The following is a 26,798-nucleotide window of genomic DNA, read 5'->3' on the forward strand; positions in this document are numbered from 1 at the left end:
GGTCGGGGGCGGCTCCGCTGCGGTGCGCTGTCAGTGCCGGCTGTCAGTGCCCGCTGCTACGTTCCGGGCATGACCACGAATCCAGGGCAGGTCGCGGTGCCGTACATCGGCGGCGAGAAGGAAATCCTGCACGCGAGTCTGCAGCGGCACCGGGACGCCGTGCTGTGGAAGCTGGACGGCCTGGACGACGAACAGGTGCGGCGGGTGATGACCCCGTCGGGCACCAACCTGCTGGGCCTGGTGAAGCACCTCGCGTCCGTCGAGTACGGCTGGTTCTGCAGGACGTTCGGCCGGGAGGTCGAGCCCCTGTGGTTCGACCCGGCGACCGAGGAGGACATGAGCGCGGGCCAGGGCGAGACCACCCGGCAGATCATCAACTTCTACGGCCGCGCCCGAACCGCTGCCGACCGCACCCTCTCCGAGATGTCCCTCGACGACCTGGGCACGTCCTGGCACGGCACGAAGGTGTCCCTGCGCTGGGTCCTGGTCCACATGATCGAGGAGACCGCACGGCACGCCGGCCACATGGACATCGTGCGGGAACTCATCGACGGAGGGGCGGGGGATCATCGGCCCGGGTGAGGGGACGGATCCCGGCGGAGGACGCCGGCCCGCTGGTCCCCTGGGGCAAACACCCCCTAGGGGACCAGCGGGCGCACTTCGTCGACCGCGAAGCGGAGGAAGCGCTCGGGGTCGGGTTCGTCGGCGGTGGGCTGCAGGACGACGGTGTCGGCGCCGGCGTCCGCGAGGCGCTGGACGGCCTTGGCGACCGCGTCCGCGTCTCCGGCGACGCCGTGTTCCGGCAGGGACTCCTCGCCGCCCGCCTCGATCTCGGCGCGCAGCCGGGCGACCGCGTCCGGGCCGGTGGCCGTGTGGAGGTAGACGATCACCCGGTGGTGGCCGGTGCGGCCCGCCGACTCGCGTCCCTCGTCGATGAGCTTGCGTGCCCGCCGTACGCCCTCGGGCGCGGTGGAGGCCGTGAGGATCGTGCCGTCCGCATGCGCGCCGGAGAGCCGCAGCGAGCGGGGTCCGGTGGCGCCGGCCAGGATCTCCGGGGCCTCGGCCGGAGGCCAGTCGAGGGCGACGTCGTCGAGCTTCACGTACCGGCCGTCCGTGCTGACCCGCTCACCGCGCAGCAGGGCACGCAGCGCGTAGAGGTACTCGCGCAGCAGCGTGACCGGCGACTCGGCGCGGGCGCCGACCTGTCCCATCCAGTCCTGCACGCCGTGCCCGACACCGATGACGGCGCGCCCCGGGAACAGCCGGTGCAGCGTGGCGGCCTCCATCGCGGTGACGGCGACGTTCCGCAGCGGGACGGGGAGGAGCCCCACGCCGATCCGGACGCGTTCCGTCCATGCGAGGGCGGCGGCCGCGGCCGAGATCCCGCCTTCGAGGAAGCAGTCCTCCCACAGCCACAGCTCCTCCAGCCCGGATTCGTCGGCGAGCCGGGCCATCGCGCGCAGTCGCTCGGGGGGCAGTTGGGGTCGGAACACAACACCGAGTCCAGTCATACGGCCTTCCTACCTACCCTCCGCCCGACGGACAACCGCTTTACGTCTCAGGCGTGTTGGCACGCTCGTAGCGCAGGAGTACGACTCCGTTGCCGAAGGCCCGTGTCTCGGCGAGCCGGAGCATGGTCAGGGCGTCGGCATCCGGGAAGAGCCGCTTGCCACGGCCGAGGATGACCGGGTGGACGTACACCCGGAACTCGTCCACCAGGTCGTGCCGCAGGAACGTCGCGGCGAGATCGGCACCGCCGAGTCCGAGGTCCCCGCCCGGCTGCGCCGTGAGGGCCCGCACCTCCTCGGGAACCACCTCCCGCACGACGGTGGTGTTCCAGTCGGCCCGCGCCAGCGTCCGCGAGTACACGACCTTGGGCATGTCCCGCCAGATACCCGAGAACTCGACCATGACCGGCGTACTGCCCGGATCCTTGTCCGCGGTCGGCCAGAAGTCTGAATCGCCCCGGGTTTGATGGAGACATCGAAGACCCGGAAGGATCCCGATCATGGCTGCTCCCCGTAAGTACTCCGACGAGCTGCGTGAGCGCGCGACGCGTCTGGCGGTCGAGGCCCGCAAGGACCCTGCCGACCGGACCGGCGCGATCCGCCGCATCGCCGACCAGCTCGGCATCCACCCCGAGGCCCTGCGGACCTGGGTCAAGCGCGCCGAGACCGACGAAGGCGTACGCCCCGGCACCACCAGCCAGGACGCCGCGCGCATCGCCGAACTGGAACGGGAGAACCGGGAGTTGAAGCGGGCGAACTCGATATTGAAGTCCGCCTCGGCTTTCTTCGCCGCGGAGCTGGACCGCCCGTCGCGATGAAGGTCGCCTACATCGACCAGTACAAGGAGACGTTCGGCGTCCAGCCGATCTGTGACGCCCTCGACGGGACCGACGCCGAGATCGCGCCGAGCACCTACTACGCCGCCCGCGGCCGCGAGCCCTCGGCGCGCAGCCGACGCGACGAGGAGCTGACCGAACAGATCCACCGGATACACAAGGACAACTACGGCGTCTACGGCGCCCGCAAGATCCACGCCGCGCTCCTGCGGGAAGGGCTCACCCTCGCGCGGTGCACGGTCGAACGCCTCATGCGCGCGGCCGGCCTGCGCGGGGTGATCCGCGCCAAGAGCCCGCGCACCACCCGCCCCGCCCCTGAGACCGACCGGCCCCGCGACCTGGTCGAGCGGCAGTTCACCGCGACCGCACCGAACCAGCTGTGGGTGGCCGACATCACCTACATCCGCACCTTCTCCGGCTGGGTCTACGCCGCCTTCGTCATCGACGTCTTCTCCCGCACGGTCGTCGGCTGGCAGGTCGCCACCAGCCTCTACACCGACCTCGCCCTCGACGCCCTGGACATGGCCGTCTTCAGACGCCGCCGCGCCGGCGCCGACCTGACCGGCCTGGTCCACCACTCCGACAGAGGCGTCCAATACCGGGCCATCCGCTACACCGAACGACTCGACGAGGCCGACGCCGTGGCCTCCGTCGGCTCCAGGGGCGACTCCTACGACAACGCCCTGGCCGAGGCGTTCAACAGCCTCTTCAAGGCTGAACTGATCCGGAACAAGGGACCGTGGACCGGCATCAACGACGTCGAGATCGCCGTAGCCGAGTACATCGACTGGTTCAACCGCCGACGCCTCCACGGCGAACTCGGGCACGTCACCCCTGCCGAACACGAAGCCGCCCACGACGCAGCTGAACCCCCTGCGTCACTCCAGAAAACCAGCTAACCGACTCTCCACGAAACCCAGGGCTTGACAGTCGGCCATCAACTCGTGCGTGACCCGCCCGCTCAGCAGGCCGCCGAGCTTGCGGACCTCGTCGTTGAAGTGCTGGTGCAGTTCCTCGTCGACCTGGTGCCAGTCGATCTCGCGGTGCGGCCCCTCGATGAATCCGTCGAGGGACACGGACATCATCAGGACGATCTTTCGCATGGCGGACCTCGCGGGGGTGAAGAGGAGGTGAGGCGCAGCCGGAGCCCGCTGCGAAGTTGCCGTCGGGCCCGCCCGCTTCTTTGCCAGTGTCATGCTTCCGCACCCCGGGTGAAGGGCGCGACGCGTCGGCTACGCCGATCGGCCTCCGGCCGGCCCCCTCGGGACAGCCCGGCGCGCCCTCAGGTGCAAAGGGCGAACGGGGTGGTCGTCGGGGCGATTCTCAGGCGGGCCAGCGGGAGCTTCAGGGCGTGGCCTTGGTCCGGGGCGTTCTTGGGGCCTGGTTCCCAGAGGACGACCGTGCCGTCGGAGTCGCCGAGCATGAGGTAGGGGCGGGTCGGGCTGAACTCGCCTCCCTGGACCGGGATTTCGCCCGGCTTGGTGTCGGCCAGGGGGCTCGCGCAGACCCATTGCGGCTCGATGCCGTAGTACGGGGCCGGAGTCCCGCCCCGGGCGGCTGCTCGGCGGGCGGCGATTCCGGCATCGTGCGCGGGGCCGATGACGACTGCCTGACCGGCAATGAGCGCCGCGACGATCAGCAATGCCATCAGGGAGATCCCGAACAGCGTGCGGTCCTCCACGCTCCAGTGCATATGCCGTATGTAGCCGTACAACGCCGGGCCGATGAGCAGGACCAGGACGACCGCCACCCAGCGGAGCGCGGCGAACAGCTGCCAGTACGCCGGTACGCCCACGTCCCCGAGGCTCACGCCGAACACGTCCAGGTACGTGAGGTGGACGAACGATCCGACGCCGGGGAACGCGCCGAACGCGAACGGCAGCAGGGCGGGGAGCACCCATGGCACCCAGGTGCGCCAGGACCGCTGGCGGATGAACAGGAAGAGGCCGCGCAGGAGGAGAAAGACCAGGGCGGTGGCCGGAAGTTCCCAGGCGTCGGAACCGTCTCCGTCCATACCCACCCCGAAGCCGCACACCAGCATCCCCGCAGTGGACATGAGGACGAGCCCGCTGTCGTCCTTGCTCCACGCCTCCAGGTTCTGCCAACGCCGCCGGAGCAGCACCAGAGCGAAACCCGCGCCCACCAGCACGAGGGTGACGATCGACAGCACCGTGCCCGCGGTGCTCTCGCGATTCAGGGCATAGCCCAGCATCGCCGCCCCCATCGCCGTGGCGACGATCAGGTAGATGAGGCGCCTCCACACCGCCCGGTTGCCCCACCGCATGGCCTGGGGCCGCTCAGGGTTCCGCTTCTGGCTCCGCACCCGGATTCCGGGTGGCGCCGGCGCCTTACCGGGCAGCGTGCGGCGCGCCAGCCGCAGCGCCTCCGCCTCGCTCTCCGCGCGCACCTGGCGGCCGGTGTCACGCAGACGGAGTCGCACGGCCGTCCGGCGCACGCAGGACCACGCCCAGGCGGGGACGAAGGCGGGGGGCGCCGTCGGAGGGTCCACGTACACGTACCAGAGCGGGCGGTCCCTGCTGTCCGGCTCCAGTCGATCCGTCGCGCGGACATGGAGGTCGAGGTGGCGGCCCCGGCCGACCTGTTCGACCTGAAGCCGTGCGCCGCGCACGGCCCCGCCGTACGTGCCCGGCAGCCGTATCTCCACCGTGTACTGCACGACGCACAGCTCACGCCCCGTCGGATGCGCGGGCTGCTCCAGGATCGCCCAGCCGTTCTGGACGCATGCCTCCTCGAAGAGCTCGCAGTCCGTACGCAGGCCCTTGATGCTGACGAGTACGACGATGCGGTGGTCGAACCTGGTCAAGGAGTCAGCCCTGCTCGCTACCGCTGCCGCTGTCGCTGTTGCTGTCGCTGTTCTTGTCGTCCGCGGACGAGCCCCTCGGGAACGTCACCTCCACGCGGCGGTTCTTCCTGCGGCCCTGCTCCGAGGTGTTGTCGGCGATCGGGTAGTCCTCGCTGTAGCCGCGTACCTCGAAGGTGACGTCCTCGTCGGAGCCGAGCGCGGACGCCAGTTGGTCGTGGACCGCCTCCGCGCGCTTCTTGGAGAGCGTCAGGCCGTGCGCGTACGAGCCGAGGTTGTCCGTGAATCCGAACACCCTGACCGTCGAGGCGTTCTGCGCCTTGATCTCGTCCGCGATCGCCTGGATACGGGACTTGGCCTCGGGGTTCAGCTTCGAGCTGTCCTTGGGGAACAGGACCTCCGCCTGCAGCGCGAACGTCACGTCTTCGTTCGTGTCCTCCCGGCGCTCCTCACCACCGAGGTCTTCGACGACCGACTTGATGTCCAGGACCTTGGCGGGGGCGAGGGTCGCGCCGTCCGCGAGCTTCAGGCCCGGGCTGTTGGCGTCCACTTCGGGGGGTGGGGAAGTTGTGACGCTGCCCGGGGGCGCGCTGGGGTCGTCGTCGTCCGCGTACGCCGGGGCTCCCAGCGTCAGCGTGGCCAGCACGGCAAGGGCCGTGAGCGTGACGCCGGAGCGGGGGGTGAGGGCCATGGCTACTCGCCCTCGGAGAGTTCGATGGAGGCGGGGGGCATGGAGCCGACTTGGAAGTCGAGCTTTGTGGTGTCCGAGGGGGGTGCGGGGAATTGGGCGTACCACTGCGTGCTCGCGCCACCCTTGACCCCTCCGGTGAACTGGGTACACAGGCAGCGTCCTGAGGTGTCCCGCAGAATGAGGTACTTCTTCTTACCCTTCTGGTCGATGAGGCTGGCTCCGGCGATGGACCCGCCGTTCTTGGCCAACTCACGCTCATCGCCCCGCCAGTTGGCCGCGACCCAAAGGGTTCCCGTGTTGTTGGTGACGGTCCCCTCGACGGTGACGAACCCCCCCGCGTCGCGCTTGGCCGATGTGACCGTGAGCGTCAGGCCGTTCTCACCCTTGACCTCGGCGAGCACGGTGTCCGACTCAGGTGCTTTCGATTCCTTCTTGCCGTCATCACTGCTGCTCTTGGCTGGGGTCGAGGATGACGTGCCCTTTTCGGAATTCCCGTCGCCTCCCCCGCCGCAACCGGCCACCGTGAGGAGCAACCCGGTCGTGATCGCCACGGCGCTCAGTGCCCTGCGGCCCTTCCTGGTGTGCCGAAAGTCCATCGGTACGGCTTCCTCTCACTCGGCCAGATGCACAGAGAACAGCACGGACGCGTCAGGAAGGTCGTCCGGATCGAAATCTTCGGGGTCAATGTTCACGATCTCGCCGTCGCAGTTCAGCTCGACGGGCTTCTCCGGATCCGCGTCCGGATCGAAATCGCAGCGAGGCTGAATGACGGCTACGGCATGGGCCTTGGCTTGCATGCCCTCAGTGCCTGGGATGATCGAATCACCGACCGTGTAGTTGGTCTGGATGTCCGCCCGGTACCCGGGGTAGCCGTTGCTCACGACCTGCTGCACGCCGCCCTGCAGGGCCGAGTCGTTCTCGGCTGCCAATTCCTGAGCTGCCGCTGCGGCTCCCGCGTCGGCAGGGATCTCGCCATCCAGCCAGTCCAGCCAGCCCTGGTCCTCGCCGACAGCAGCCCCAAGGCGGTCCATCAACTCGTCTCGGGCGTCCTGTGCCGCCGCCAACGCCGCAGCGTCCGCCGCGGATTGAGCACCATTGCGGGCGGACGCTGCCTGAGCAAACGCGAAGAAGGCGAACGCGGCGAAGAGCAGAATGCCCGTCAGCCAGATGTAGATCGGGAGTGTCTGTCCCCGATCATTCAGCAGACGGTGAGCGATCAGCCGCCGATGACGTTGTTGACCGCGTTCATGATGGCTCCCGAGATCGCGCCGTCCAACCCCAGGCCGTCGATCATCGTAAAGATCCCCGCAATGATGATCATCAGGCCCGCATACTCCACGAACCCCGCCCCCGCGTCCCGCTCCCCGCCCCGCATCCGGGAGACGACGGTCCGCGTCCACCTCTCGAAGCTGCTCATCGTCACTGTCCTCCCACCCGACGCCACTACCGACCCGAGCACCGTACGTGAGAACCCGCCTACTCCGGGTGGGCCCAGGGGCCCAACTTCCGGGGGCCGGGGGCCGGGGCGGAATCATCGGGTCCACCCCTCATGGGCGGTGCCCAGCCAGTGGGCGATGGCTTCGCTGCGGGAAGAACTGTGCAGCTTTGCGAAGATGCGGTTGATGTGGTTCTTGACGGTCTTCTCGCTGATGAAGCAGGCGGCGGCGATCTGCTGGTTGTTCATGCCGGACGCAATGTGATCCATGACCTCCACCTCCCGTGAACTCAGGCCGAAGTCCGGCTGGTTGGGGGTGTGGCGGTGGAGTGCCGCCACGTGTGCGAGTCGAGCAGTTGAAGACTCTGCCATAACTGGTTGCACATGCGAAGAGGTTTGGCGGGGTTCGTAGGAAACGCCGAGCGAGGATGAGACAGTGGGCCTGCCCTCCCTCATGTCCCTTACCGCCGCGATGAGTTCAGGGGCCGTGAACTCGCCGTGGATCAGGTATCCGGACGCACCGCGGCGCATCGCCTCTGCCACGACCTCGGGTTCTCGGCTGTACGTCAGCATCATCACGGGGGCCAGGCGGGCCAGTCCGGGAAGGGCGGTGAGGCCGTCGGTGCCGGGCATGCGGACGTCCAGGAGGACCACGTCGGGGTGGAGGCGGGCCGCGGAGGACAGGGCCTTCTCGCCATCGGGTTCGGCCGCTACGACCTCGATGTCGGGGTGGGCGCTCAGCAGGGCCGTCAGTCCGGCTCGTACGACGGGGTTGTCGTCGGCGACGAGTACGCGCAGCGGTGGGCCGGCGAGAAGGTGCTGGTCAGACATGTGCGGCCTCCTCTTGGGGAGCGGGGGGAGCGGAGCGGGAGGAAGGGGCGGACGGCGGGAGCGGGAGGTGTACCGCCACCTCGGTGCCGCCGGAGGCGCGGCGGCTCAGGTGCAGGGAGCCGCCGAGCGACGCGGCGCGTTCCGCCATGCCGAGCAGCCCGAAGTGGCCGGTTCTGGTCAGGTCGTCGAGAGCGATGCCGGGCGGGAGACCGGCTCCGTCGTCCCGTACGCGGAGGTCCAATTCCGTGTCGGAGGCTTCGAGTTCGACCTCCACATGGGCTGCCCTCGCGTGGCGGTGCGCGTTCTCCAGGGCCTCGGAGACGATCGCCAGGAGGTGGTGTGTGGTGGGGCGCGGGAGGGGTCGGGCGTCGGGCGGGGGGTGGTAGGCCGCCCTGATGCCGGTGCGGGTGGTGAACTCCGCTACCTGAGCGGCGAGTTCTGCCGTCAGGGTTGGCGGCGGTGCGGTCAGGTCCGTTCGGTGGCGCAGGTCCGAGAGCAGGTCCCTGGATTCGGCGGCGGCCCTGCGGGCCGCGCCCGCCACCACCGTCGCCTGGCGCTTGAGCGCACCCGGGTCGCAGGAGTCCGCCGACGTCGCGAGGGCGTCCGCAGCGAGGGCCAGACCGTGCAGGGTCTTCGCCACCGAGTCGTGCATCTCGCGGGCCAGGCGGGCCCGTTCGGATTCCACCGCCTCCGCGACCGCCAGCCGTGACATCGCCTCCGACAGCGCCTGACTCGCCGTACCGAAGCGGAACATCAGGTTGCGCAGGGTGACGCCGATGATGCCGGCGCCGATGCAGAAGCCCGCGATGAGGAGGGTGCTCGCCCCGGATCCGGGGCGGTGCTCCCAGGCCCGGTACACCGTCAGCAGTACGACCAGCTGGAGTCCCGTGAAGATGCCCGAGCCGCGCCAGCCGTAGAGGAGGCCCGCGAGGAGCGGGGTGCACACCGTCGCGTACGCGAGGGGTGAGGCGGGGGACGCGGTGAGGAGGAGGATCGCTCCGAACGTCAGGTCCGCGGCGAGCAGCGTGGGGTGGGCGAGGAGCCGGGGGGCCAGCCGGTCCCAGTCCCTGAGCATGGCGTACGAGCCCATGATGCCGAGGACGGCCGCGGCCAGGACGCCGTAGCGGGCGGGGGCGCCTGTTGCGTTGGTCATCGCGAAGGGGGTGCCTATCGCGATGGCTGCGAGGCGTACGGCGAATGCCTGGCGACACAGGGCCTGCAGGGCGTTGAGCTGGAGGCGGACGTTTCCCGGGGCGGGGGCGTCGTCCGCGAGGTACCCGGCGTTTCCCCCTGGCCAACCTCTGCTGGTGGCTGGCCCCTGTTTGACGTACCCGGGGTGGGGGTTGCCGTCGAGGTGGGATGGCGAGCCCGGCACCTGCGGGGTGCCGCTGTGCCCACCCGTGCCGCCCCTGGCGGCACGCATGCCCACAGCTACGACGATTCCCCGCAGTGGCACGGCCCAGCCCCCCATCATCGCCCCAGAATCGAGCCGAAGTTGGTCCCCGAACCCAGGAACATGCCCGTCGCGATCAGGATCATCGTTGCCGGGAGCATGAAGACGAGGGTGACCAACGTGGCCTTGGGGATGGTGCGGGCCGCGCGGCGGCGGGCGTTCTGGGCGTCGGTGCGGCGCATGTCCGTGGCCAGTTGGATCAGCGTCTCCGCGATGGGGGAACCCAGCTCCTCGCCCTGCTGGAGCGCCGAGACGAACTGGGCGACCTGTTCGGAGGAGTTGCGGCGGCGGAGTTCGTCGAAGGCCTGGCGGCGGCTGACGCCCATGTCCATCTGGCGCAGCGTGATCCTCAACTCGTCGGCCCACGGGCCCTCGTACTTCTCGGCGACCCGGTCCAGTGCCTGGCGGAAGCCGAGACCCGCCGAGACGACGACCGCGAGGACGTCCAGAAAGTCGGGGAGGGTGCGGTCGATGACCTCCTTGCGTTCGCGGATGGCCTGCCAGATGAGCCCGTCGGCGGCCATCAGGCCGAAGGCCAGCGTCAGGACGGCGAAGAGGAGTTGGCCGTTGGAGAGGAAGACGAGGCCGAGGACGACGCCGAAGATGCCGTACACCGCGCGGCGGGCCGCGTAGCGGTTCAGTGTCAGGCCGCCCGGGTTGCCCGCCATGTCGATGCGGCGGCGCTTGGCGTCGACACGGCGGGGGCCCATCAGGCGCAGGACCATGGGTGCGAAGCGCATGCCGAGGCGGTCGACGGCCGAGTCCGCCTTGGAGACGCGGGTCCCGCCGACCTCCAGGGCGAGCGCGAGGTCGCCGGGCAGCTTGGCGTCGGCGCGGATCATGCGGATGCCGAGGAGGACGCCCGCGACGGACACGGCCATCGCGAGGGCGAGCAGCAGCGAGAGCATCGTGACTCCTCCCTCAGACTTCGATCTTGCCGAGTCGGCGGATGACGAAGAAGCCGACGGTGTACAGGCCCAGCGAGACCAGCACCAGACCCTGGCCGAGCGGGGAGCCTGTGACGCGGGCCAGCGCGCCCTCGTTCGAGGAGTTGATCAGGACGAGGGAGCCGAGGCCGAGGAGCGGCACGGTGAAGGCCGTCGCGTTGACCTCGGAGAGCATGGTGCGGATCTCGCGGCGGGTCTCCTTGCGGTCCTCCAGCGTCTGGGTGAGGTTGCGCAGCGAGCTGACGACCGATCCGCCCGCCTTGTTGGCGAGGACGAGGGTGGTGACGAGGACGATCAGTTCGCGGGACGGGAGGCGCTCGGCGAGTTCGCCCAGGGCGTCGTCGATGGTCCTGCCCAGGGACAACTGGTCTGCCACGTGCGCGAGTTCCTCGCCCGCCGGGGCCTCCAGCTCCTCCGCCGCCATCGCCAGGGCCGTCCGCAGGGCGAGCCCCGCGGCGGTGGCGTTGGCCAGCAGGCGGGCCACGTCCGGGAGTTGGTTGATGAAGGCCTCGATGCGTTTCTGGCGCTGCCAGTTGAGGAAGATGGCCGCGCTCCACACGACCACGAAGGCGGCGATGGGCCCGAAGAAGGGGGCGAGCGTCGCCGCCGCGAGCAGCCAGAGCGCCACGATGACGACGGCGACGTAGGTGGCGAACTCCCCCGCCGTGACGTCGAGTCCCGTCGCCGACAGGCGCAGGTGGATGGTGCGGCCCAGGCGGGTCCGGCGCAGCCTGCGGTCGATCGAGGCGAAGCGGCGGACGCGGCCGGCGGCCGTGCGCAGGGGGCCGCCTGAGGAGAGACGGTCGACGAGGGCCTGGCGCTGGGCGCGACCCGAGGCGTACGTGTGCACGCCCGCGACGGTGAGCGCCCCGCACAGGGCGGTGGCACCGAGGGCGAGGAGAGCCGCCTCACTGTTCACGACTCGCACCTCCTGAGAGTCGTCCGCATGAACCCCGTGCGCGTCATCCGATGGCCTGCCTCGTGTTCAGTACGTCGATGGCCTCGGCGACGCCGAAGGCCTGGGGCAGCGGTTCGCCCGCGACGTACAGCTTCTCCGCGACCGGGCGGGGCAGCGGGAGGTGCTCGAAGTGGCCGTGGACGACGCGGTCGGGGCCGATGGGGCGGGGGACGAAGCGGGTGACGGGCGCGATGCGGAACTGTTCGCGGCCGTGCGAGACGAGCAGCACGATCTCGGCGATCTTGCGGGAACCGTCCGCGTGGCGGGCGAGTTGGACGACGACGTCGACGGCGGAGTTGATCTGGTCCTTCAGCGCCTCGAAGGGGATCTGGACCTCGGACATCGAGCCGAGGGTCTGCAGCCGCATCAGGGCGTCCTCGGCGGAGTTGGAGTGCACGGTGGCGAGGGAGCCGTCGTGGCCGGTCGACATGGCCTGGAGCATGTCGAGGGTCTCGCCGCCGCGGACCTCACCGACGATGATGCGGTCGGGGCGCATGCGCAGGGAGTTGCGGACCAGGTCGCGGATGGTGATCTGGCCCTTGCCCTCGACGTTCGCGGGGCGGGACTCCAGGCGGATCACGTGCTCCTGCTGGAGCTGGAGTTCGGCGGAGTCCTCGATGGTGATGATGCGCTCGTGGGAGGGGATCAGCCCGGAGAGGGCGTTCAGCAGGGTGGTCTTGCCCGAGCCCGTACCGCCGCTGACGATGACGTTGAAGCGGGCCCGGACGAAGGCCGCGAGGAGCATCAGCATCTGTTCGTCGAGCGAGCCCAGGCCGATGAGTTCGGGCAGTGTGTAGGCGCGCGGGAAGCGGCGGATCGTGAGGGTCGGGCCGGTGAGGGCGAGCGGCGGGATGATGACGTTGACGCGCTCGCCGGTGGGGAGGCGGGCGTCGACCATCGGGTTGGACTCGTCCACCCGCCGGTTGACCGTCGAGACGATGCGCTCGATGGTCTGCATGAGCTGCTCGTTGGAGGCGAATCTCAGGGGGAGTTGCTCCACCCGGCCGCCTCGCTCCACGAAGATCGAGTCCGGGCCGTTGACCATGATCTCGGTGATCGACGCGTCGGCGAGGAGCGGTTCGAGGACGCCGAGGCCGAGCGCCTCGTCCACGACCCGGCGGATCAGCTGGGAGCGCTCGGAGGAGGAGAGGACGGGGCCCTCGCGGCTGATGATGTGGCCGAGCACGCGCTCCAGGCGCACCCGGCGCTCGGCCGCCGCCAGGCTCGACATCTCGGCGAGGTCGATCTCTTCGAGGAGCTTGGCGCGGTAGACGGCGACGAGGTGTCCGTCCTCGCGGGCCGGGCCCTTCTCGTCGGGGGCGGCGATACGGGAACGCAGGCTCATGGCTTCAGCTCCTCCCTGGTCAGTCGTCGTCGTTGTCGTTGGGCATGGTCGCGGAGCGCTGGACGTCCCAGCCGCCGCCGAACAGGGGGATGACCGAGGGGACGTGGACTATGACCGTCGCGGTGGTGGTCTCGGCGCCCTTCGCCACCTCGGGTTCCGGGTCCAGCCATCCGCTGACGGAGGCGGTCCCCGCCGCGGCTCCGTCCCCGTCCTGCGACGCGACCCGCGCCGCCGCGCGCGCCCCCGAGCCGGCCTGGTTGATGCCGTATCCGACCAGCCCGAGCTGGATGGCCGCCATGCCGATGACGAGAAGGATCGGCAGGAATCCGGCGAACTCCAGCATGGAGACCCCGCGGTCGTCGCCGTGGTCCCTGAGTCGCTTCAGCAGGCGCCGCATCAGTCGTCGCCCTCCAGCGCGGCCCCCGCCGATCCCTCGACGGTCCAGCCCGCGTCGAACCCGGGGAAGAACAGCGGTACCTGGGCCTGCACGCTGGCCTTCATCACGGTGCCCGAGGGGGTGCACGTGATGGTGGCGCCCTGCCAGGCGCCCGGAAGGTGCGCGCTCCCGGCCGTCTGGCAGGCCCCGCCGACGTCTCCGTCGACCGCGTACGCCGCCGTCGCGGCCCGCGCCGCCTCGTCCGCCGCGTTCCCGGCGAGGGAGTACGTGTAGCCGTACAGCACGCACTGCCACAGGATGGTCATCACGACGAGCAGCAGCGGGAACATTCCGGCGAATTCGAGGGTGACCGCGCCCCGGTCGCCGCCCTTGCGGCGCAGGGCGAGGGCGCCCCGGTCGGCGGAGGAGCCCTTGCGGCGTCGGCCGCCGCCTCCGCCGCTCTCAGGTACGGCGACGAGCCCCAGCTCTCCCGCCAGCGCCCACAGCGCCTGTTTGACGGTCGACCGGGCGTCCAGGTCCTGGAGCCGGCCCGCGTCGACGACGGAGTGGAGTTCCTTGAAGGCGGCCGGGACGGCGGCGCGGGCCACCTTGGTGCCGGTGACCTTCTCGACGAGGGCGGGCTGGATCTCCGTACCGCGGGAGTGGCGGTTGACGACGGTGAGCGTCTCCTCGGCCTTGCGGATCTGGAGGCGGTCCCACATGCGGACCATGCGTTTGGCGGCGCGGACTGCGATCACGTCGGGGGTCACGAGGAGCAGCGCCTGATCGGCCATCTCCACCGCCGCCGCGGTCGCGGAGTTCATCTGGGAGCCGCAGTCGACGACCACGACGTCGTGGCGGGAGCGCAGGGCCCCGAGAATCTGCCGGGCCACCCGGTCGGTGACCTCCTCGCCGCGCTCGCCCTCGGCGGGGGCCAGCAGCAGGGCGACGCCGCTGTCGTGGGTGTAGACGGCGTCCTGGAGGACGCGCGGGTTGATGTCGGCGATGCCCGCGAGGTCGGCGACCGACCTGCGGAACTGGACGTCCAGGTACGACGCCACGTCCCCGGACTGGAGGTCCAGGTCGATCAGGGCGACCGTACGGCCGGACGCCTGGGCGGCCAGGGCGAGTTGGACGGCGGTGACGGTCGCGCCGACTCCGCCCTTGGCGCCGGTGACGGTGACGACGGTGCCGCCGGGGCCGGTGTACAGCTCGGGTGTGCCGCTGCCGAGGTGGCGGCGCATGCCGAGGGACCAGGCGGCGGCGGCCTGGACGCGTTCGGCGAGGGCGTCGTAGCCCAGCGGCAGGCCGATGATGCCGCGGGCTCCGGAGTCCATCGCGGCGGTCAGTACGCCGGTGCTGGTGTCGGCGGTGATCAGGACGACGCCGACCGCCGGGAAGCGCATCACCACGTCGCGGACGACGTCGAGCGCCGGGACGGGGCCTATCCGCTCGTGGACGAGGACGACCTCGGGCAGCTCGTCCAGGGACTCGGCGGCCAGGCGCGCGAGGGTGTCGAGGAGCGCCGTCGAGTCGGGGACGGGCGGGGCGGGTTCGGCGTCGGCGAGCTGACTGAGCAGGGTGGTCAGGGCGCGGGCCGAGTCGATGTCGCCGACGGCGGGGAGGATGCGGATGGTCATCGGCGGGTCCCACTACGGCGGGTCGCGGCGGCCGCATGGGAGATACGGCGGATCGCAGCGAGTCGATGGGCCCTGCGACGGGTCCCAGCGGGAGCGGTCGTCATGCGCGGCCTCCTACTTGTCCTCGTCGAGGGTGTACGTGCGGTCGCCGGGCGGGACGGTCGTGCCGGCGCCGCCCGCGACCAGGGCGAGCCGGACGTGTTCGGCGAACGATTCGGCGTACGCGACGCGTTGGGCGTCGGCGGTGTCGAGCGCGAAGGTGATGGGGACGGCCTCGGTGGCCGTGCGGCGCCGGTCGTTGCTGGACTGGCCGGGGTCGAGGGCGGTCAGCTTGCCGACGTCGATGACGCGGGCGTTCTCGACGATGACCTTGGACTGGTCGGCGCCCTTCTCGTTCTCGGCCTTGAAGGTGGCGTAGATGTTGACCCGCGAGCCCGGGTTGATCTTGCCCGCGACGCCGGTCGCCGCGTCGATCATGATGGCGATCTCCTGCTGGCCCGGCGCCAGTTCGGGCCGGTTCACGATCATGTCGGTCTGCAGCAGGGAGCCCTTCTGGAGCTTCGTCACCGCGATCTTGCCGCGGATCTGGGAGAGGCTGGTGACGGCCGTGCTCGACAGCCAGCGCTCGGGCATCGAGACCTTCTCGAACTGGTCGGCCGACAGCTCCTTGTAGGGCGCGATGTCGCTCCTGAGGCGGTACGCCGCCACCTCCGGGCCGACCTTCGAGTTCACGTCACGGATCACCGAGAGCACTCCGGCGAACGCGCCGACGGCGGCGAGGGCCGAGAGGACCAGCAGGATGACGCCGCGGCGCTGGCGCGAGTTCATGAGATCTCACCTCGTGGAGCGGTGCCGGGTACGGGAGCGGGCCTGCGTTTCGGCCGGGGGTCCGGGGGTGACCCCCCGGGGTGATGCAGCATGACCTGGACAACCTCGATCGGAGCGGGGGACAGCGGGGTCGAGCGGTCGTGCCTGGTACTCAGGAGTGCTCAGGGTGCTTATGTGGCGCCTCGTGGCAGAGCGCGTACCGAGGTACCTGCCCGGACGGGGGCCGTCGGAAGCTCCGGCGGGGGTGGCAGCGGTGCCGAGCAGAACCCGCAGCGGTCACCGATGAGTTCGAGGCCGCACCAGTGGCACTCCTCCCGTCGCACGGACGACACGAGCTGGTAGAGCACGGAGACGTCGTGCAGTCCGGCGGCGAACTCGGCGATCCTGGTGGTGCCCCACCAGCGCGCGGACTCCTCGGGCAGCGGCACCGTGGTGACGCCCTGCACGTTCCAGCCGGGGGCGAGGGTGGCAGCGACCCAGTCGGAGGGCGGCTGACCGGCGGCGACGAGCATCCGGGTGCCGAACTCGGGGCCCGCGAGCTCCTCCTGCCCCACGCGTACGAGTTGGGGCCGCGGGTTGGCCAGTACGGCGAACTGGGCGCCCGGGACCCAGGACTTGGCGTGGGACTTCAGCGACACCGGCACCCGGTCGAGCTTGGCGACCGAGCCGAGCAGGGCCCCTGCGTAGATGTAGTGGGCGAGCAGCCGGGCGGCGGAGGCGAGCACGCCGGGGCTGAAGTCGCAGACGGACAGCTGCCTCAACTGCTGGGCGAGGAGGGCGAGTCCGAGGGGCGGCAAATCGATGCCGAGCAGGGCGATGCGGTCGCTCTCCAGCACCGAGCGGACGGTGTGCAGCCGCCGGGTGAGGTCACCGGAGACGGAGGCGGGGTAGAGGGCGATCACATAGCCGTGCTGCTCGATGAGCGCGTGCATCCCGACGAGGGAGCTCTCCAGCGTGTCCAGCGGCTGGACGACGGCGGGCGGGGTCTGGCGGTCGTGCGGTGGCAGCACCAGGTCGGGACTGGTGACGGCTATCGCGGTCGGCACGCTGCACACACCCCGTTCGCTGCGGCGGGCCTTTTCCTGCGGCGGAGTGGTCGACACCGCCCCAGAACGCCCCTGTGACGTCCTTCTGCATCGTCCTGCATCAGCACCATATCCACGGCATGGCCCGCTCAACACCGAATCCCCTAGATCAACTCACCGAAGGTGCGGCCTTGATCAACGCAGAGTAAGGCGAATATGCCACAACTCGCCTGCACTCGAAGGGGGTTGAGCTCTCCAAAGGTCTTGACAACCTGATTGGTCTGGACCAACTTGTACCTCCACGACGGTGGCCACCGTTCCGCATTCCCCCTCCCCCCGTCCCACCCCCTCACCGGAGGCCCCAGTGGACCGCGCACCAGCCATACCCCCACGCAGACGCGCCTGGGCGGGCGTCCTCGCCGCCGTGCTGGGGGCGTCCGCCCTCAGCCTCACCTCCCTGGCCGGTCAGGCCGCGGCCGCGGACGTCAACAACGTCAGGAACGGCGGCTACGAGTCGGGCCTCGGCAACTGGACCTGTTCCGCGGGCAGCGGGGCCACCGTCTCCTCACCGGTGCACGGCGGCTCGGCAGCGCTGAAGGCGACGCCCGCCGGGCAGGACAACGCCAAGTGCACGCAGACGGTCGCGGTCAAGCCCAGCTCGACCTACACGCTGAGCGCCTGGGTGCAGGGCGGGTACGCCTACCTCGGCGCGACCGGCACCGGCACCACGGACGTGTCGACCTGGACCCCCGACTCGTCCTCCTGGAAGCAGCTGACGACCACCTTCACCACGGGCGCCTCGACCACATCGGTGACGGTGTACACGCACGGCTGGTACGGCCAGGCCGCGTACTACGCCGACGACGTGTCCGTGTACGGCCCCGACGGCGGCGGTGGCGGCGACCCAGCGCCCACGATCCCCGCCGCGCCGGCCGGACTGGCGGTGGCCTCCACGACCTCCTCGTCCGTCTCCCTGTCCTGGAACACGGTGTCGGGCGCCACGGGGTACAACGTCTACCGCGACGGTACGAAGGTGACGGCGGTGACCGGCACCTCGGCCACCGACTCCGGCCTGGCCGCCTCGACGTCGTACTCGTTCCGGGTGACGGCGACCAACTCGGCCGGTGAGTCGGCGAAGTCGACGGCGGTCACCGGGACGACGGCGGCATCCGGCGGGGGCGGAGGCGGCGGGGCGGTCCCGGCGCACGCCGTCACCGGCTACTGGCAGAACTTCAACAACGGCGCGACGGTCCAGAAGATCTCGAACGTCCAGTCCCAGTACGACATCATCGCGGTCGCCTTCGCGGACGCGACCGGCACGCCCGGTGCGGTGACCTTCAACCTCGACTCGGCGGGCCTCGGCGGCTACACCGTCGACCAGTTCAAGGCGGACATCAAGGCCAAGCAGGCCGCCGGCAAGAAGGTCATCATCTCCATCGGCGGCCAGAACGGCACCATCTCGGTGAGCGACTCGACGTCCGCGACGAACTTCGCGAACTCGGTCTACTCGCTGATGCAGACGTACGGCTTCGACGGCGTCGACATCGACCTGGAGAACGGACTCAACGCGACGTACATGTCGCAGGCGCTCAGGTCCCTCTCCTCGAAGGCGGGCTCCTCGCTCGTCATCACGATGGCCCCGCAGACCATCGACATGCAGTCCACGTCGAACGCCTACTTCCAGACGGCCCTGAACATCAAGGACATCCTCACGGTCGTCAACATGCAGTACTACAACAGCGGTTCGATGCTGGGCTGCGACGGCAAGGTCTACAGCCAGGGGTCCGTGGACTTCCTGACGGCACTGGCCTGCATCCAGCTGGAGGGCGGCCTCTCCCCGGCCCAGGTGGGCCTCGGTCTGCCGGCCTCCACGAGCGGCGCGGGCAGCGGCTACGTCTCCCCGACGGTCGTGAACAACGCCCTGGACTGCCTCGCCAAGGGCACCAGCTGCGGTTCCTTCAAGCCGTCGAAGACCTACCCGGCGCTGCGCGGTGCGATGACCTGGTCCACCAACTGGGACGCGTCGGCGGGCAACGCCTGGTCGAACGCGGTGGGACCGCACGTGCACGGCCTCTGATCCGGTACGGGATCGAACGGGCCCCGGCGGCCGGACACGCGGCCGGGGCCCGGGCTGTGGTCCCGGGCGGTGGACACATCGTCCGGAACTCGCGGGCTACGGCTGTCGCCGACCACAGCCGTCCGTCCCGCACGTGCCGAGCTCGAACCAGACGGTCTTGCCCGACCCGTCCTGATGGCAGCCCCAGCGCCGGGCAAGCGCATCCACCAGGAACATCCCCCGGCCGTTCTCCCGGTCCTCCGTGACCCCCGTCCCGAACACCCGGGGGCTGCGGCGGCAGGAGTCGGCGACCTCGCACCGCAGGACTCCGTGCGCCGCGGTGAGGGTGAGGCGGAAGCGGCTCGCCGTGTGCAGCAGGGCGTTGGTGACGAGTTCACTGACGAGGAGTTCCACCGTGTCGCTCTGCTCCGAGAGCCCCCATCCCTCCAACTGCCTGCGGACCTCCGCGCGGGCCTCGCCGGCCGCGGTGGGACAGGGGTCGTACTCGATGCTCAGATGGCCTGCCCCCATGGGCGGCTGGGGGAACGGGCCGTACGGAGGATCGGGGTCCGGGAGGTGCCCCCCGGAGAGTTGCAGCATGCGTCCAGGGTGGCCTCCCCGCACCCGCGCACACACGGGGAGGACTACCTGTTTCCGTACCCGGATACCTGGACTCCGCTTCCCGTCTCCCTGCTCACGCGTACTGGATGCGGATCGCCGACCCCTCGCCCCGGTCGCGGATGTCCACGTACGCGCAGACCTGGCGGGTGAACCACAGCCCCTGGCCCGGTTCGAGTTCCGCCGTGGCGGGAGGGACGAAGCCGGCGAGCGGGTCGTCGACGCGGGCCGCGGTGCGCAGTTCGCAGACGCAGGCCGGGGCGTCGCCCCAGAGCAGGGCGCCGTCGGCCAGGGGGCCGGGGGCCGCCTCCGCGACGGCCGCCGCGAAGAGTCCGGCCTCCGCGGGGGCCAGGCCCCGGGCCACCGCCCAGGCCCGTACGGCCTCCGGGGTGGGGGTCTCCAGGAGGTCCGCCCCGGGCGGGGGCGGCGGCAACGGCAACGCGTCGAGTTCGCCGGCGAGCCGGGCCGGGGCCTCGTACACCGGGGTGTCGGGGTGGGCGCGGCGGGCCGCGTCGACGATGGCCGAGCCCGCGGTGCGGGTGTCGTACGCGCACAGGGCCGTGGTCCTGAACGGCGCGAAGAGGAGGTTCGCGAGGGACTCGTAGCGGATCCACTCCGCCGTCTCACGGGCCGAACGGCCCGCGCGGCCGGACCAGTCGGGCTCCATCAGGAGGTGGATACGGCCGCCGGGGCCGGCGTGGGCGGCGAGGTAACCGGCGCTCTGCGAGACGGCGTTGGCCGCCGAGCCCGCGTACCAGTCCGTGTGCGGGATGAAGGTCATGGCCTTCGCGTCCGCGCCGAGCGCGTCGCGCAGGAGGTCGAGTTTCGCGGGGGCCGCGATGACGGTGGGCGGCGGCTCCTGAGGTGCGGCCAGGCCCTCCTCCAGGAAGGGGAGCGCTGCCGCGATCCACTCGTCATCCGACCCGAAGACGGCCATCCGGTGGTCGAACTCGCTGTGCTGCACCGGGGGTTGGGGTGTGCTCATGGGGGTCCTTTCTGTGGGGATTCTCCGGACGGCCTCGCCCTCGGGCTCCGGACGGGCTCACGTTCTCCGCGCCGACACCCACGCCGCGATCTGGCTCCGGTTGTTGAACCCGAGCTTGCTGAGGATGCGTTCGACGTGGCCTTCGGCCGTGCGGCGGGCGATGACCAGCCGGTCGGCGATCTGCTGGTTGGCCAGCCCCTCGGCGACGAGCACGGCGACCTCGCTCTCGCGCCGGGTGAGCGAGGTGCCGTTCGCCTCACGCCCCGGGGGTGAGGTCGCCGGCCGGGCCTTCGGCTCCCGGAGGACGTAGGCGACGACGTCGGGGAGTCCGAGGCCGCTCCCCCGCCGGTAGGCCCGCTCGAAGTCCCGTCGTCCGATGACCTCGCGTACCCGCGCCTCGCTGGTGCGGCGGGCGGAGTTGTAGGTGGTGGAGCCGAAGCGGTCGGGCGAGATGTCGGCCCAGACGCGGTCGGCGCCGCCCAGCAGGACGGCGGCGCGCTCGTGGGCGCCGCGGGCTGCGGCGATCACGATCAGCAGGTCGAGGGTGAGCCCGATGCCGATGACGTCGTGGACGGCGAGTTTGCGGCGAAGGGCTTCGCGGGCGTGCGGTTCGGCGCGCCGCCACTCCTTCTTGACGGTGTAGGCGAGGGCGAGCACCCGCAGGACGTACGAGCGCACCCATTCCTCGCCGTGCTCCTCGCAGACCCGCAGGGCCCTCTCGCAGACGGTGACCGCCCGGTCGGCGTGGCCCAGGAAGGCGAGGGCGCAGGCGAGTTCGACCTGGTCGAGGCCGACGATGCTGGGCAGCTTGCCGGGAACGGGGCCTTGCGCCACGGCCTGCTCGAAGTGCTCCAGCGCGCCCGGCAGATCGTCACCGAACAGCCCCATCAGGCCCACCACATGGTCGGCGTGGGCGGCCTCGGCGTCCGCGCCGAGGGTGCGGGCGAGGTCGCGGGCCTGCTCGGCGAGGCGGCGGCCCCGGGTGAGGTCCTCGGGGCAGGTGGCGAGGAGGCCGGCGACCCACAGGGCGCGGGCGCGCTCGCGGCTCGGCCCGGGGGCGGCGTCGAGCGCACGGTCCAGCCAGTAGCGGCCCTCGCGGGGCGCCCCGCAGGCGTGCCAGTAGAACCACAGGGTCCCGGCGAGCCGCAGTCCGGCGTGCGCCTCGCGCGGCGCGGCGAGGCTGAACTCCAGGGCGGTCCGCAGGTTGTCCTGGTCGGCGCGGAGCAGGGCGACGATCTCCCGCTGCCCGGGGCCGAACCAGGCCTGTTCGCAGGCGGTGGCCCGCTCCTGGAACCAGTCCCGCTGCCGCCGCCGGGCCGCGTCCTCCTCACTGGGCGCGCCGTCCGCGCCGGGCAGCTGCCGCAGCCGGTCGAGTCCGTAGTGCCGCAGCGTGTCAAGGAGCCGGTAGCGCACACCACCCTCCATGGCCTCCCGGCAGAGCACCGACTTGTCCACGAGCCCGGCGACGGCTTCCAGGACGTCGTACGAGCGGACCCGCTCCCCGTCCGCGCACACCGCCTCCGCCGTCTCCAGGTCGAAGCCGCCCGCGAGGACCGCGGCACGCGCCCACACCAACTGCTCCTGCTGGGTGCACAGTTCATGGCTCCAGTCGACGGCCGCGCGCAGGGTCTGATGGCGGGGCTGGGCGGCGGGACTGCCCGTGGTGAGCAGCCGGTAGCGATCGTCGAGGCGTTCGAGGAGCTGGTCGACGCCGAGGACGCGCATGCGGACGGCGGCCAGTTCGATGGCGAGCGGCAGGCCGTCGAGCCGGTGGCAGAGGCGGGCCACGGAGGCGCGGTTGGCGGGGGTGAGTGCGAAGCCGGGGACGACGGCGGCGGCGCGGTCGGCGAAGAGGGTGAGCGCGGGGTGGCCCGCCGCGTCGGAGAGGTCGCCGTCGGGGTCGGGGACCGGCAGCGGGCGCACATCCATCAGGTGCTCCTCGGTGAGGCCGAGGCGATGGCGGCTGGTGGCGAGGACGCGGACGCCGGTGGTGCCGTGCAGCAGGGCGCCCGCCAACTCGGCGCAGGCGGACAGGAGATGCTCGCAGTTGTCGATGACGAGGAGGAGCCGGCGGCCCTGGACCTGCTCGATCAGCGCGCGCAGCGGCGGCTGGTCGGAGTGGTCGTGCAGGCCGAGCGCGTCGGCGGCGGCGAGCGGGACGAGCGCGGGGTCGTGCAGCCCGGACAGCTGCACGAAGCGCACGCCGTCGGGGAAGGCGCGCTCGACGCGGGCCGCGATCCGTCCGGCGAGGCGCGTCTTGCCCACGCCGCCGGGACCGGTGAGCGTGACCAGGCGCGCCTTGGCCAACAGGCGGCGCCCCTCGGCCTGTTCGCCCCGCCGGTCGACGAAGCTGGTCGTCTCGACCGGCAGGTGGCGCGCCGACCGGAGGAGCTCCGGGAGGCGCGGTTCCCTCGGTGGCGCTGATCCGCCCATGATCAGCCGTTCCTCTGGGGTGTGTGCCGGGCCTTCGCCGACCGGGTGGACGGCGGGGCCCGGGGAGCCGGAGTGCGGGGCTCCTCTTGCGCGGGCCTTCACTCTTCATGCTGTCGCGCCCCCGGCGCACCCGGGGATCACACCCGTGGGTGCACTTTTCCCGCCAGGGCCACGGACGGTGGCCTCGCGCGTACACTGCCCGGCCGATTTTCGACCGGTTCGCGCCACCGGCCCTTTGTCATCTATTGACCTGCGCATGCCATGCGCCCACGATGAGCGCCGCACCCGCACCACGTACGTCGCACTGAACAACCCCCAACTCCCACAAGGAGATTTCATGCGACTTCGTATCCGCGGCAGACGCTCAGCCGCTCTCGCCACCCTGCTGGCCGTCGCACTGGCGGCACCTGTCTCCGCCACGGCGACCCACGCCACCGCCGACAGTGTCCGGGGGCCCGCGCCCTCGTCCGACGACATCCGCCAGTACGAGATCCACCAGAGCACCACCCCGGTGACCCGTACGGCCATCCAGCGGACCGGAGTCACGGTCGACGAGGCGGACGAGGAGACGGTCGTCGTCTCCGGCCGCGCGGCCCAGATCCAGAAGCTCCGACAACTCGGCTACGACGTATCGCTGCTGGGCTCGGCACCGAACCGGTCGGCCGGCTCCGACGACGTACGGCTCTACGACTTCCCGTCGGCCGACTCGAAGTACCACAACTACGCCGAGATGAACACGGAGATCGACCAGCGGCTGGCGTCGTACCCGAGCATCATGAGCAAGCGGGTGATCGGCAAGTCCTACCAGGGCCGGGACATCGTCGCCATCAAGGTCAGCGACAACGTCGCGACCGACGAGTCCGAGCCCGAGGTGCTGCTCACCTTCCACCAGCACGCGCGCGAGCACCTCACCGTGGAGATGGCGCTGTACCTGCTGCGTGAACTCGGCGCGGGCTACGGCTCCGACTCCCGTGTCACCAACATGGTGAACAACCGCGAGATCTGGATCGTCCCCGACCTCAACCCGGACGGCGGCGAGTACGACATCGCGACCGGCTCGTACCGCTCGTGGCGCAAGAACCGCCAGCCCAACAGCGGCAGTTCGTACGTCGGCACCGACCTCAACCGCAACTGGAACTACAAGTGGGGCTGCTGCGGCGGCTCCTCGGGCTCCAAGTCCTCCGAGACCTACCGCGGCGCGTCCGCCGAGTCGGCGCCCGAGGTGAAGGTGGTCTCCGACTTCGTGCGCGGCCGGGTCGTCGGCGGCAAGCAGCAGATCAAGGCCGGCATCGACTTCCACACGTACAGCGAACTGGTGCTGTGGCCCTTCGGGTACACGTACAACGACACCGCGACGGGCATGACGGCGGACGACGCCGCCGCGTTCAAGACGGTCGGCCAGAAGATGGCCGCCAGCAACGGCTACACGCCGGAGCAGTCCAGCGACCTGTACATCACCGACGGTTCGATCGACGACTATCTCTGGGGCAGCCAGAAGATCTTCGACTACACCTTCGAGATGTACCCGACGTCCAGCTCCGGCGGCGGTTTCTACCCGCCCGACGAGGTCATCGAGCGGGAGACCTCCCGCAACCGGGACGCCGTGCTGCAGCTCCTGGAGAACGCCGACTGCATGTACCGGTCCATCGGCAAGGAGGCCCAGTACTGCAGCTAGGGCTCAGCCGGGTTGAGCCGAGCTGAGCTGAGCTGACCGGAGTTGATCGGTTGTCGGGGAGCTGCGGGGCCGTTGTGGCCGGCCGCGCAGTTCCCCGCGCCCTTTACGCCTCGTCGTCCTCGGCCTTGGTCTCCACCTCGGCCTTGGTCTCCACCTCGGCCTCGGCGTCGGCCTCCGTCTCGGCGTCCGCGTCCGCGTCCTGCGAGTCACCGTCCTCGAAGTAGGCGTCCAGGACCGCGTCCAGCTCGGACTCCCACTCCTGGAAGCGGCTGCGGGCGCTCGCCTCGATCTCGATCGGGTACCAGCGCTTCTCGGGCGTGTACACGGTGATCGTGAACCGCTTCCCGAAGCGCGGGGTCTCCGTCTCGACGGCGCCGATCTCGTCCCAGCGGAACTCGCACTCCTGGTCGTCCAGGAAGAGCCGTACGCCCCGGTGGTCGGCGAGCATCCTCGCGCGCCGGTCGGAGGCCTCGAAGACGGGACCCTCGACGGCCTCCTCCTCGTCCTCCTCTTCGGGAGAGGTCTCCTCCGCCTCGGCGGAAGCCTCCTCCACCTCGGCGGGGGCCTCCTCGGAGACCTCGTCCTCAGCCGGTGCCGCCTCGTCGGGCTCGACGGACTCTTCCGGCTCGGCGGAATCCTCCGGCTTCGCCTTCTTCAGGTCGGCGGACACGGGCGACGTGAGCCCGGGGACGTACGCCGGGTTGACCGCGGCGGCGTCCAGGGGCTGGCTCTTCGAACCTATGCGCTGCTCCACAGCGCGAAGTATGGTCGAAGATCCTGTGTCGGACACAGCCAGCCCCCATTTAGCTATGCGGCCGTTACACGAACACGCTCAGCAGCGCCGCCACCGCGAAGCCGACCACCGACAGCACGCTCTCCAGGACCGTCCAGGTCTTCAGGGTGTCGCGCTCGCTGATGCCGAAGTACTTGGCGACCATCCAGAAGCCTCCGTCGTTGACGTGCGAGGCGAAGATGGAGCCCGCCGAGATGGCCATGATGACGAGGGCGGTGAAGGCCTGCGAGTGGTGGCCCTCGGCGAGGAGCGGGGCGACGATGCCGGCCGTCGTGACGATGGCGACCGTCGCCGAGCCCTGGGCGACCCGCAGGACGACGGAGAGCAGGTAGGCGAGGACGACCACCGGCAGGCCGACGTCGTTGAAGGTGTCCGAGAGGGCCTGCGCCACTCCGCTCGCCTTCAGTACGGCGCCGAAGATGCCGCCCGCGCCCACGACCAGCAGGATGTTGCCGACCGGCTTGAGGGACGAGGTCGACACCCTCTCCAGGGACTTGCGGGACCAGCCGCGCCGGATGCCGAGGAGGTAGTACGCGAGGAGCAGCGCGATCGTCAGCGCCACGAAGGGGCTGCCGAAGAACTCGATGACCGAGCGGCCCGTGGAGGGGTCCAGCGCGATGGAGGAGAAGGTGGCGGCGAGGATCAGCACCAGCGGCGTACCGATGATGCCGAGGACCGTGCCGAGCGGGACCGGCTTCTCGCGCGGCTCGACCCCGGAGGCCCGCTGCTCCTCGATGACCGCGAGCCGTGACTCGGCCGCGGCCTCCACCATGTCCTGCGGTACGGCGACGAAGATCCGCTTGCCGATCCAGGCCGAGTAGCCCCAGGCGGCGGCCACGGCGGGCAGGCCGCAGACGATGCCCATGAGGATGACCCAGCCGAGGTCGACGTGGAGCAGTCCGGCGGCAGCGACCGGGCCGGGGTGCGGCGGCAGGAACGCGTGCGTCATCGACAGGCCCGCGAGCAGGGGCAGGCAGTAGAGCAGGATCGACTTGCCGGAGCGTTTGGCGGCGGCGTAGACGATGGGCGCGAGGACGAAGATGCCGACGTCGAAGAAGACCGGGATGCCGAAGATCAGGCCGGTGAGGCCCATGGCGAGCGGCGCGCGCTTCTCGCCGAAGAGGTTGAGCAGCCGGGACGCCAACACCTCGGCGCCGCCGCTGACTTCGAGGATCGCGCCGAGCATGGTGCCGAGGCCGATGATGATCGCGACGTGGCCGAGGATGCCGCCCATGCCGGTCTCGATGACGGAGACAGCCGTCGAGCGCTGGACGGTGCCGAAGAGTTCGGTGACCGAGAGCCCGGCTCCCAGGCCGACGGCTATGGAGACGCCGAGCAGGGCCACGAACGGCTGGAGTCTGACCTTGATGATCAGGAAGAGGAGAAGCGCGATACCGAGGGCGGCGAGCGTGAGCAGTCCGGCGGTGCCGTCGACGAGGAGGAGCAGTCCGCCGGTGTGCGGTGGGGTCTCGACGGCTGGGGGTGTGGCTGCGAGCGGATAGGACATTCGGGGGTCCTCTTCTTAAATGCATGGCGCTTTCGGG

Annotated in this window: 24 protein-coding genes and 2 pseudogenes; 4 read left to right on the forward strand and 22 right to left on the reverse strand. The window is 70.7% G+C overall.

Features of this window, described 5'->3' with window-relative positions:
* Positions 1–69: 69 nt before the first annotated feature.
* Complete coding sequence (locus ACN6LB_RS12530) at positions 70–582, forward strand: DinB family protein (RefSeq protein WP_445025874.1); 513 nt, start codon at positions 70–72, stop codon at positions 580–582.
* Positions 583–638: 56 nt separating this feature from the next.
* Here the strand turns inward: ACN6LB_RS12530 and ACN6LB_RS12535 are convergent, their stop codons facing one another.
* On the reverse strand, positions 639–1,511 hold the full coding sequence (locus ACN6LB_RS12535; protein ID WP_445025875.1) for an LLM class flavin-dependent oxidoreductase: 873 nt from the start codon (positions 1,509–1,511) through the stop codon (positions 639–641).
* 40 nt (positions 1,512–1,551) lie between these two features.
* Positions 1,552–2,115: a dihydrofolate reductase family protein gene (locus ACN6LB_RS12540; protein WP_445025876.1), complete on the reverse strand. Its 564-nt coding sequence runs from the start codon at positions 2,113–2,115 to the stop codon at positions 1,552–1,554.
* On the opposite strand from ACN6LB_RS12540, the pseudogene ACN6LB_RS12545 reads away from it, so the two are divergent.
* Positions 2,009–3,243, forward strand: a pseudogene (locus tag ACN6LB_RS12545) (IS3 family transposase). The gene ACN6LB_RS12540 and the pseudogene ACN6LB_RS12545 overlap by 107 nt on opposite strands.
* Positions 3,244–3,273: 30 nt before the next feature.
* Here the strand turns inward: ACN6LB_RS12545 and ACN6LB_RS12550 are convergent.
* The 15 genes and pseudogenes from ACN6LB_RS12550 to ACN6LB_RS12620 form a co-directional block, all read right to left on the reverse strand.
* Positions 3,274–3,447: pseudogene (locus ACN6LB_RS12550) on the reverse strand (dihydrofolate reductase family protein); the annotation flags it as partial.
* A gap of 179 nt (positions 3,448–3,626) precedes the next feature.
* Positions 3,627–5,168 (reverse strand): hypothetical protein, encoded by a 1,542-nt coding sequence (locus tag ACN6LB_RS12555; protein WP_445025877.1) that lies wholly within the window; start codon positions 5,166–5,168, stop codon positions 3,627–3,629.
* A gap of 4 nt (positions 5,169–5,172) precedes the next feature.
* Positions 5,173–5,856, reverse strand: coding sequence for an OmpA family protein (locus ACN6LB_RS12560; RefSeq protein WP_445025878.1), 684 nt, complete (start codon positions 5,854–5,856; stop codon positions 5,173–5,175).
* 2 nt (positions 5,857–5,858) lie between these two features.
* A complete protein-coding gene (locus ACN6LB_RS12565; RefSeq protein WP_445025879.1) occupies positions 5,859–6,452 on the reverse strand; it encodes a hypothetical protein in 594 nt (197 codons plus the stop codon).
* A 15-nt stretch (positions 6,453–6,467) separates the two neighbouring features.
* Positions 6,468–7,076, reverse strand: a complete 609-nt coding sequence (locus ACN6LB_RS12570; protein WP_445025932.1) for a pilus assembly protein TadG-related protein — start codon at positions 7,074–7,076, stop codon at positions 6,468–6,470.
* Positions 7,073–7,273, reverse strand: coding sequence for a hypothetical protein (locus ACN6LB_RS12575; RefSeq protein ID WP_445025936.1), 201 nt, complete (start codon positions 7,271–7,273; stop codon positions 7,073–7,075). The genes ACN6LB_RS12570 and ACN6LB_RS12575 overlap by 4 nt, the downstream gene beginning before the upstream one ends.
* Before the next feature lie 114 nt (positions 7,274–7,387).
* The gene (locus ACN6LB_RS12580; protein ID WP_445025880.1) at positions 7,388–8,122 is read right to left on the reverse strand and encodes a response regulator; all 735 of its coding nucleotides are present in this window, start codon (positions 8,120–8,122) and stop codon (positions 7,388–7,390) included.
* Positions 8,115–9,545 (reverse strand): sensor histidine kinase, encoded by a 1,431-nt coding sequence (locus tag ACN6LB_RS12585; RefSeq protein WP_445025881.1) that lies wholly within the window; start codon positions 9,543–9,545, stop codon positions 8,115–8,117. The genes ACN6LB_RS12580 and ACN6LB_RS12585 overlap by 8 nt, the downstream gene beginning before the upstream one ends.
* 47 nt (positions 9,546–9,592) lie before the next feature.
* Positions 9,593–10,483, reverse strand: a complete 891-nt coding sequence (locus ACN6LB_RS12590; RefSeq protein ID WP_445025882.1) for a DUF5936 domain-containing protein — start codon at positions 10,481–10,483, stop codon at positions 9,593–9,595.
* A gap of 13 nt (positions 10,484–10,496) precedes the next feature.
* Positions 10,497–11,441 carry a type II secretion system F family protein gene (locus ACN6LB_RS12595; protein ID WP_445025883.1) on the reverse strand — a complete coding sequence of 315 codons (945 nt, stop codon included), beginning with the start codon at positions 11,439–11,441 and terminating at the stop codon, positions 10,497–10,499.
* 43 nt (positions 11,442–11,484) lie between these two features.
* Positions 11,485–12,825, reverse strand: coding sequence for a CpaF family protein (locus ACN6LB_RS12600; RefSeq protein WP_445025884.1), 1,341 nt, complete (start codon positions 12,823–12,825; stop codon positions 11,485–11,487).
* A gap of 19 nt (positions 12,826–12,844) precedes the next feature.
* The gene (locus ACN6LB_RS12605) at positions 12,845–13,222 is read right to left on the reverse strand and encodes a TadE/TadG family type IV pilus assembly protein (protein WP_445025886.1); all 378 of its coding nucleotides are present in this window, start codon (positions 13,220–13,222) and stop codon (positions 12,845–12,847) included.
* Positions 13,222–14,841: an AAA family ATPase gene (locus tag ACN6LB_RS12610; RefSeq protein WP_445025887.1), complete on the reverse strand. Its 1,620-nt coding sequence runs from the start codon at positions 14,839–14,841 to the stop codon at positions 13,222–13,224. Before ACN6LB_RS12610 ends, ACN6LB_RS12605 begins: the two co-directional genes overlap by 1 nt.
* A gap of 114 nt (positions 14,842–14,955) precedes the next feature.
* Positions 14,956–15,669: a Flp pilus assembly protein CpaB gene (gene cpaB, locus ACN6LB_RS12615; protein WP_356142703.1), complete on the reverse strand. Its 714-nt coding sequence runs from the start codon at positions 15,667–15,669 to the stop codon at positions 14,956–14,958.
* Between the two features lie 170 nt (positions 15,670–15,839).
* A complete protein-coding gene (locus ACN6LB_RS12620) occupies positions 15,840–16,715 on the reverse strand; it encodes a hypothetical protein (protein ID WP_356142705.1) in 876 nt (291 codons plus the stop codon).
* Positions 16,716–17,058: 343 nt separating this feature from the next.
* On the opposite strand from ACN6LB_RS12620, the gene ACN6LB_RS12625 reads away from it, so the two are divergent.
* Positions 17,059–18,771 carry a chitinase gene (locus ACN6LB_RS12625; protein ID WP_445025888.1) on the forward strand — a complete coding sequence of 571 codons (1,713 nt, stop codon included), beginning with the start codon at positions 17,059–17,061 and terminating at the stop codon, positions 18,769–18,771.
* A 96-nt stretch (positions 18,772–18,867) separates the two neighbouring features.
* Here the strand turns inward: ACN6LB_RS12625 and ACN6LB_RS12630 are convergent, their stop codons facing one another.
* The 3 genes from ACN6LB_RS12630 to ACN6LB_RS12640 all read right to left on the reverse strand — a co-directional run bounded on the left by ACN6LB_RS12630 (position 18,868) and on the right by ACN6LB_RS12640 (position 22,786).
* Complete coding sequence (locus tag ACN6LB_RS12630; protein ID WP_445025889.1) at positions 18,868–19,350, reverse strand: ATP-binding protein; 483 nt, start codon at positions 19,348–19,350, stop codon at positions 18,868–18,870.
* Positions 19,351–19,444: 94 nt separating this feature from the next.
* A complete protein-coding gene (locus ACN6LB_RS12635; RefSeq protein ID WP_445025890.1) occupies positions 19,445–20,353 on the reverse strand; it encodes an anti-sigma factor RsbA family regulatory protein in 909 nt (302 codons plus the stop codon).
* A 57-nt stretch (positions 20,354–20,410) separates the two neighbouring features.
* Complete coding sequence (locus tag ACN6LB_RS12640) at positions 20,411–22,786, reverse strand: ATP-binding protein (protein ID WP_445025891.1); 2,376 nt, start codon at positions 22,784–22,786, stop codon at positions 20,411–20,413.
* A gap of 337 nt (positions 22,787–23,123) precedes the next feature.
* Here ACN6LB_RS12640 and ACN6LB_RS12645 point away from each other — a divergent pair, with 337 nt between their 5' ends.
* Positions 23,124–24,461, forward strand: a complete 1,338-nt coding sequence (locus tag ACN6LB_RS12645; RefSeq protein WP_445025892.1) for a M14 family metallopeptidase — start codon at positions 23,124–23,126, stop codon at positions 24,459–24,461.
* A 103-nt stretch (positions 24,462–24,564) separates the two neighbouring features.
* Here ACN6LB_RS12645 and ACN6LB_RS12650 read toward each other — a convergent pair whose 3' ends face one another.
* Both ACN6LB_RS12650 and ACN6LB_RS12655 read right to left on the reverse strand, forming a co-directional pair.
* Positions 24,565–25,215: a hypothetical protein gene (locus tag ACN6LB_RS12650; RefSeq protein WP_445025893.1), complete on the reverse strand. Its 651-nt coding sequence runs from the start codon at positions 25,213–25,215 to the stop codon at positions 24,565–24,567.
* 64 nt (positions 25,216–25,279) lie between these two features.
* Positions 25,280–26,761: a GntP family permease gene (locus tag ACN6LB_RS12655; RefSeq protein ID WP_445025894.1), complete on the reverse strand. Its 1,482-nt coding sequence runs from the start codon at positions 26,759–26,761 to the stop codon at positions 25,280–25,282.
* Positions 26,762–26,798: the final 37 nt, after the last annotated feature.

The organism is Streptomyces sp. SAS_270 (assembly GCF_052543295.1).

What these genes read in the sequence shown, in the direction of transcription:
- ACN6LB_RS12530 (WP_445025874.1), top strand. Translation starts at nt 70, where the DNA reads ATGACCACGAATCCAGGGCAGGTCGCGGTGCCGTACATCGGCGGCGAG.
- ACN6LB_RS12535 (WP_445025875.1), bottom strand. Translation starts at nt 1,511, where the DNA reads ATGACTGGACTCGGTGTTGTGTTCCGACCCCAACTGCCCCCCGAGCGA.
- ACN6LB_RS12540 (WP_445025876.1), bottom strand. Translation starts at nt 2,115, where the DNA reads ATGCGGCGGATCGCGCCGGTCCGGTCGGCAGGGTCCTTGCGGGCCTCG.
- ACN6LB_RS12560 (WP_445025878.1), bottom strand. Translation starts at nt 5,856, where the DNA reads ATGGCCCTCACCCCCCGCTCCGGCGTCACGCTCACGGCCCTTGCCGTG.
- ACN6LB_RS12565 (WP_445025879.1), bottom strand. Translation starts at nt 6,452, where the DNA reads ATGGACTTTCGGCACACCAGGAAGGGCCGCAGGGCACTGAGCGCCGTG.
- ACN6LB_RS12575 (WP_445025936.1), bottom strand. Translation starts at nt 7,273, where the DNA reads ATGAGCAGCTTCGAGAGGTGGACGCGGACCGTCGTCTCCCGGATGCGG.
- ACN6LB_RS12580 (WP_445025880.1), bottom strand. Translation starts at nt 8,122, where the DNA reads ATGTCTGACCAGCACCTTCTCGCCGGCCCACCGCTGCGCGTACTCGTC.
- ACN6LB_RS12585 (WP_445025881.1), bottom strand. Translation starts at nt 9,545, where the DNA reads ATGCGTGCCGCCAGGGGCGGCACGGGTGGGCACAGCGGCACCCCGCAG.
- ACN6LB_RS12590 (WP_445025882.1), bottom strand. Translation starts at nt 10,483, where the DNA reads ATGCTCTCGCTGCTGCTCGCCCTCGCGATGGCCGTGTCCGTCGCGGGC.
- ACN6LB_RS12600 (WP_445025884.1), bottom strand. Translation starts at nt 12,825, where the DNA reads ATGAGCCTGCGTTCCCGTATCGCCGCCCCCGACGAGAAGGGCCCGGCC.
- ACN6LB_RS12605 (WP_445025886.1), bottom strand. Translation starts at nt 13,222, where the DNA reads ATGCGGCGCCTGCTGAAGCGACTCAGGGACCACGGCGACGACCGCGGG.
- ACN6LB_RS12610 (WP_445025887.1), bottom strand. Translation starts at nt 14,841, where the DNA reads ATGACCATCCGCATCCTCCCCGCCGTCGGCGACATCGACTCGGCCCGC.
- cpaB (WP_356142703.1), bottom strand. Translation starts at nt 15,669, where the DNA reads ATGAACTCGCGCCAGCGCCGCGGCGTCATCCTGCTGGTCCTCTCGGCC.
- ACN6LB_RS12630 (WP_445025889.1), bottom strand. Translation starts at nt 19,350, where the DNA reads ATGCTGCAACTCTCCGGGGGGCACCTCCCGGACCCCGATCCTCCGTAC.
- ACN6LB_RS12635 (WP_445025890.1), bottom strand. Translation starts at nt 20,353, where the DNA reads ATGAGCACACCCCAACCCCCGGTGCAGCACAGCGAGTTCGACCACCGG.
- ACN6LB_RS12640 (WP_445025891.1), bottom strand. Translation starts at nt 22,786, where the DNA reads ATGGGCGGATCAGCGCCACCGAGGGAACCGCGCCTCCCGGAGCTCCTC.
- ACN6LB_RS12645 (WP_445025892.1), top strand. Translation starts at nt 23,124, where the DNA reads ATGCGACTTCGTATCCGCGGCAGACGCTCAGCCGCTCTCGCCACCCTG.
- ACN6LB_RS12655 (WP_445025894.1), bottom strand. Translation starts at nt 26,761, where the DNA reads ATGTCCTATCCGCTCGCAGCCACACCCCCAGCCGTCGAGACCCCACCG.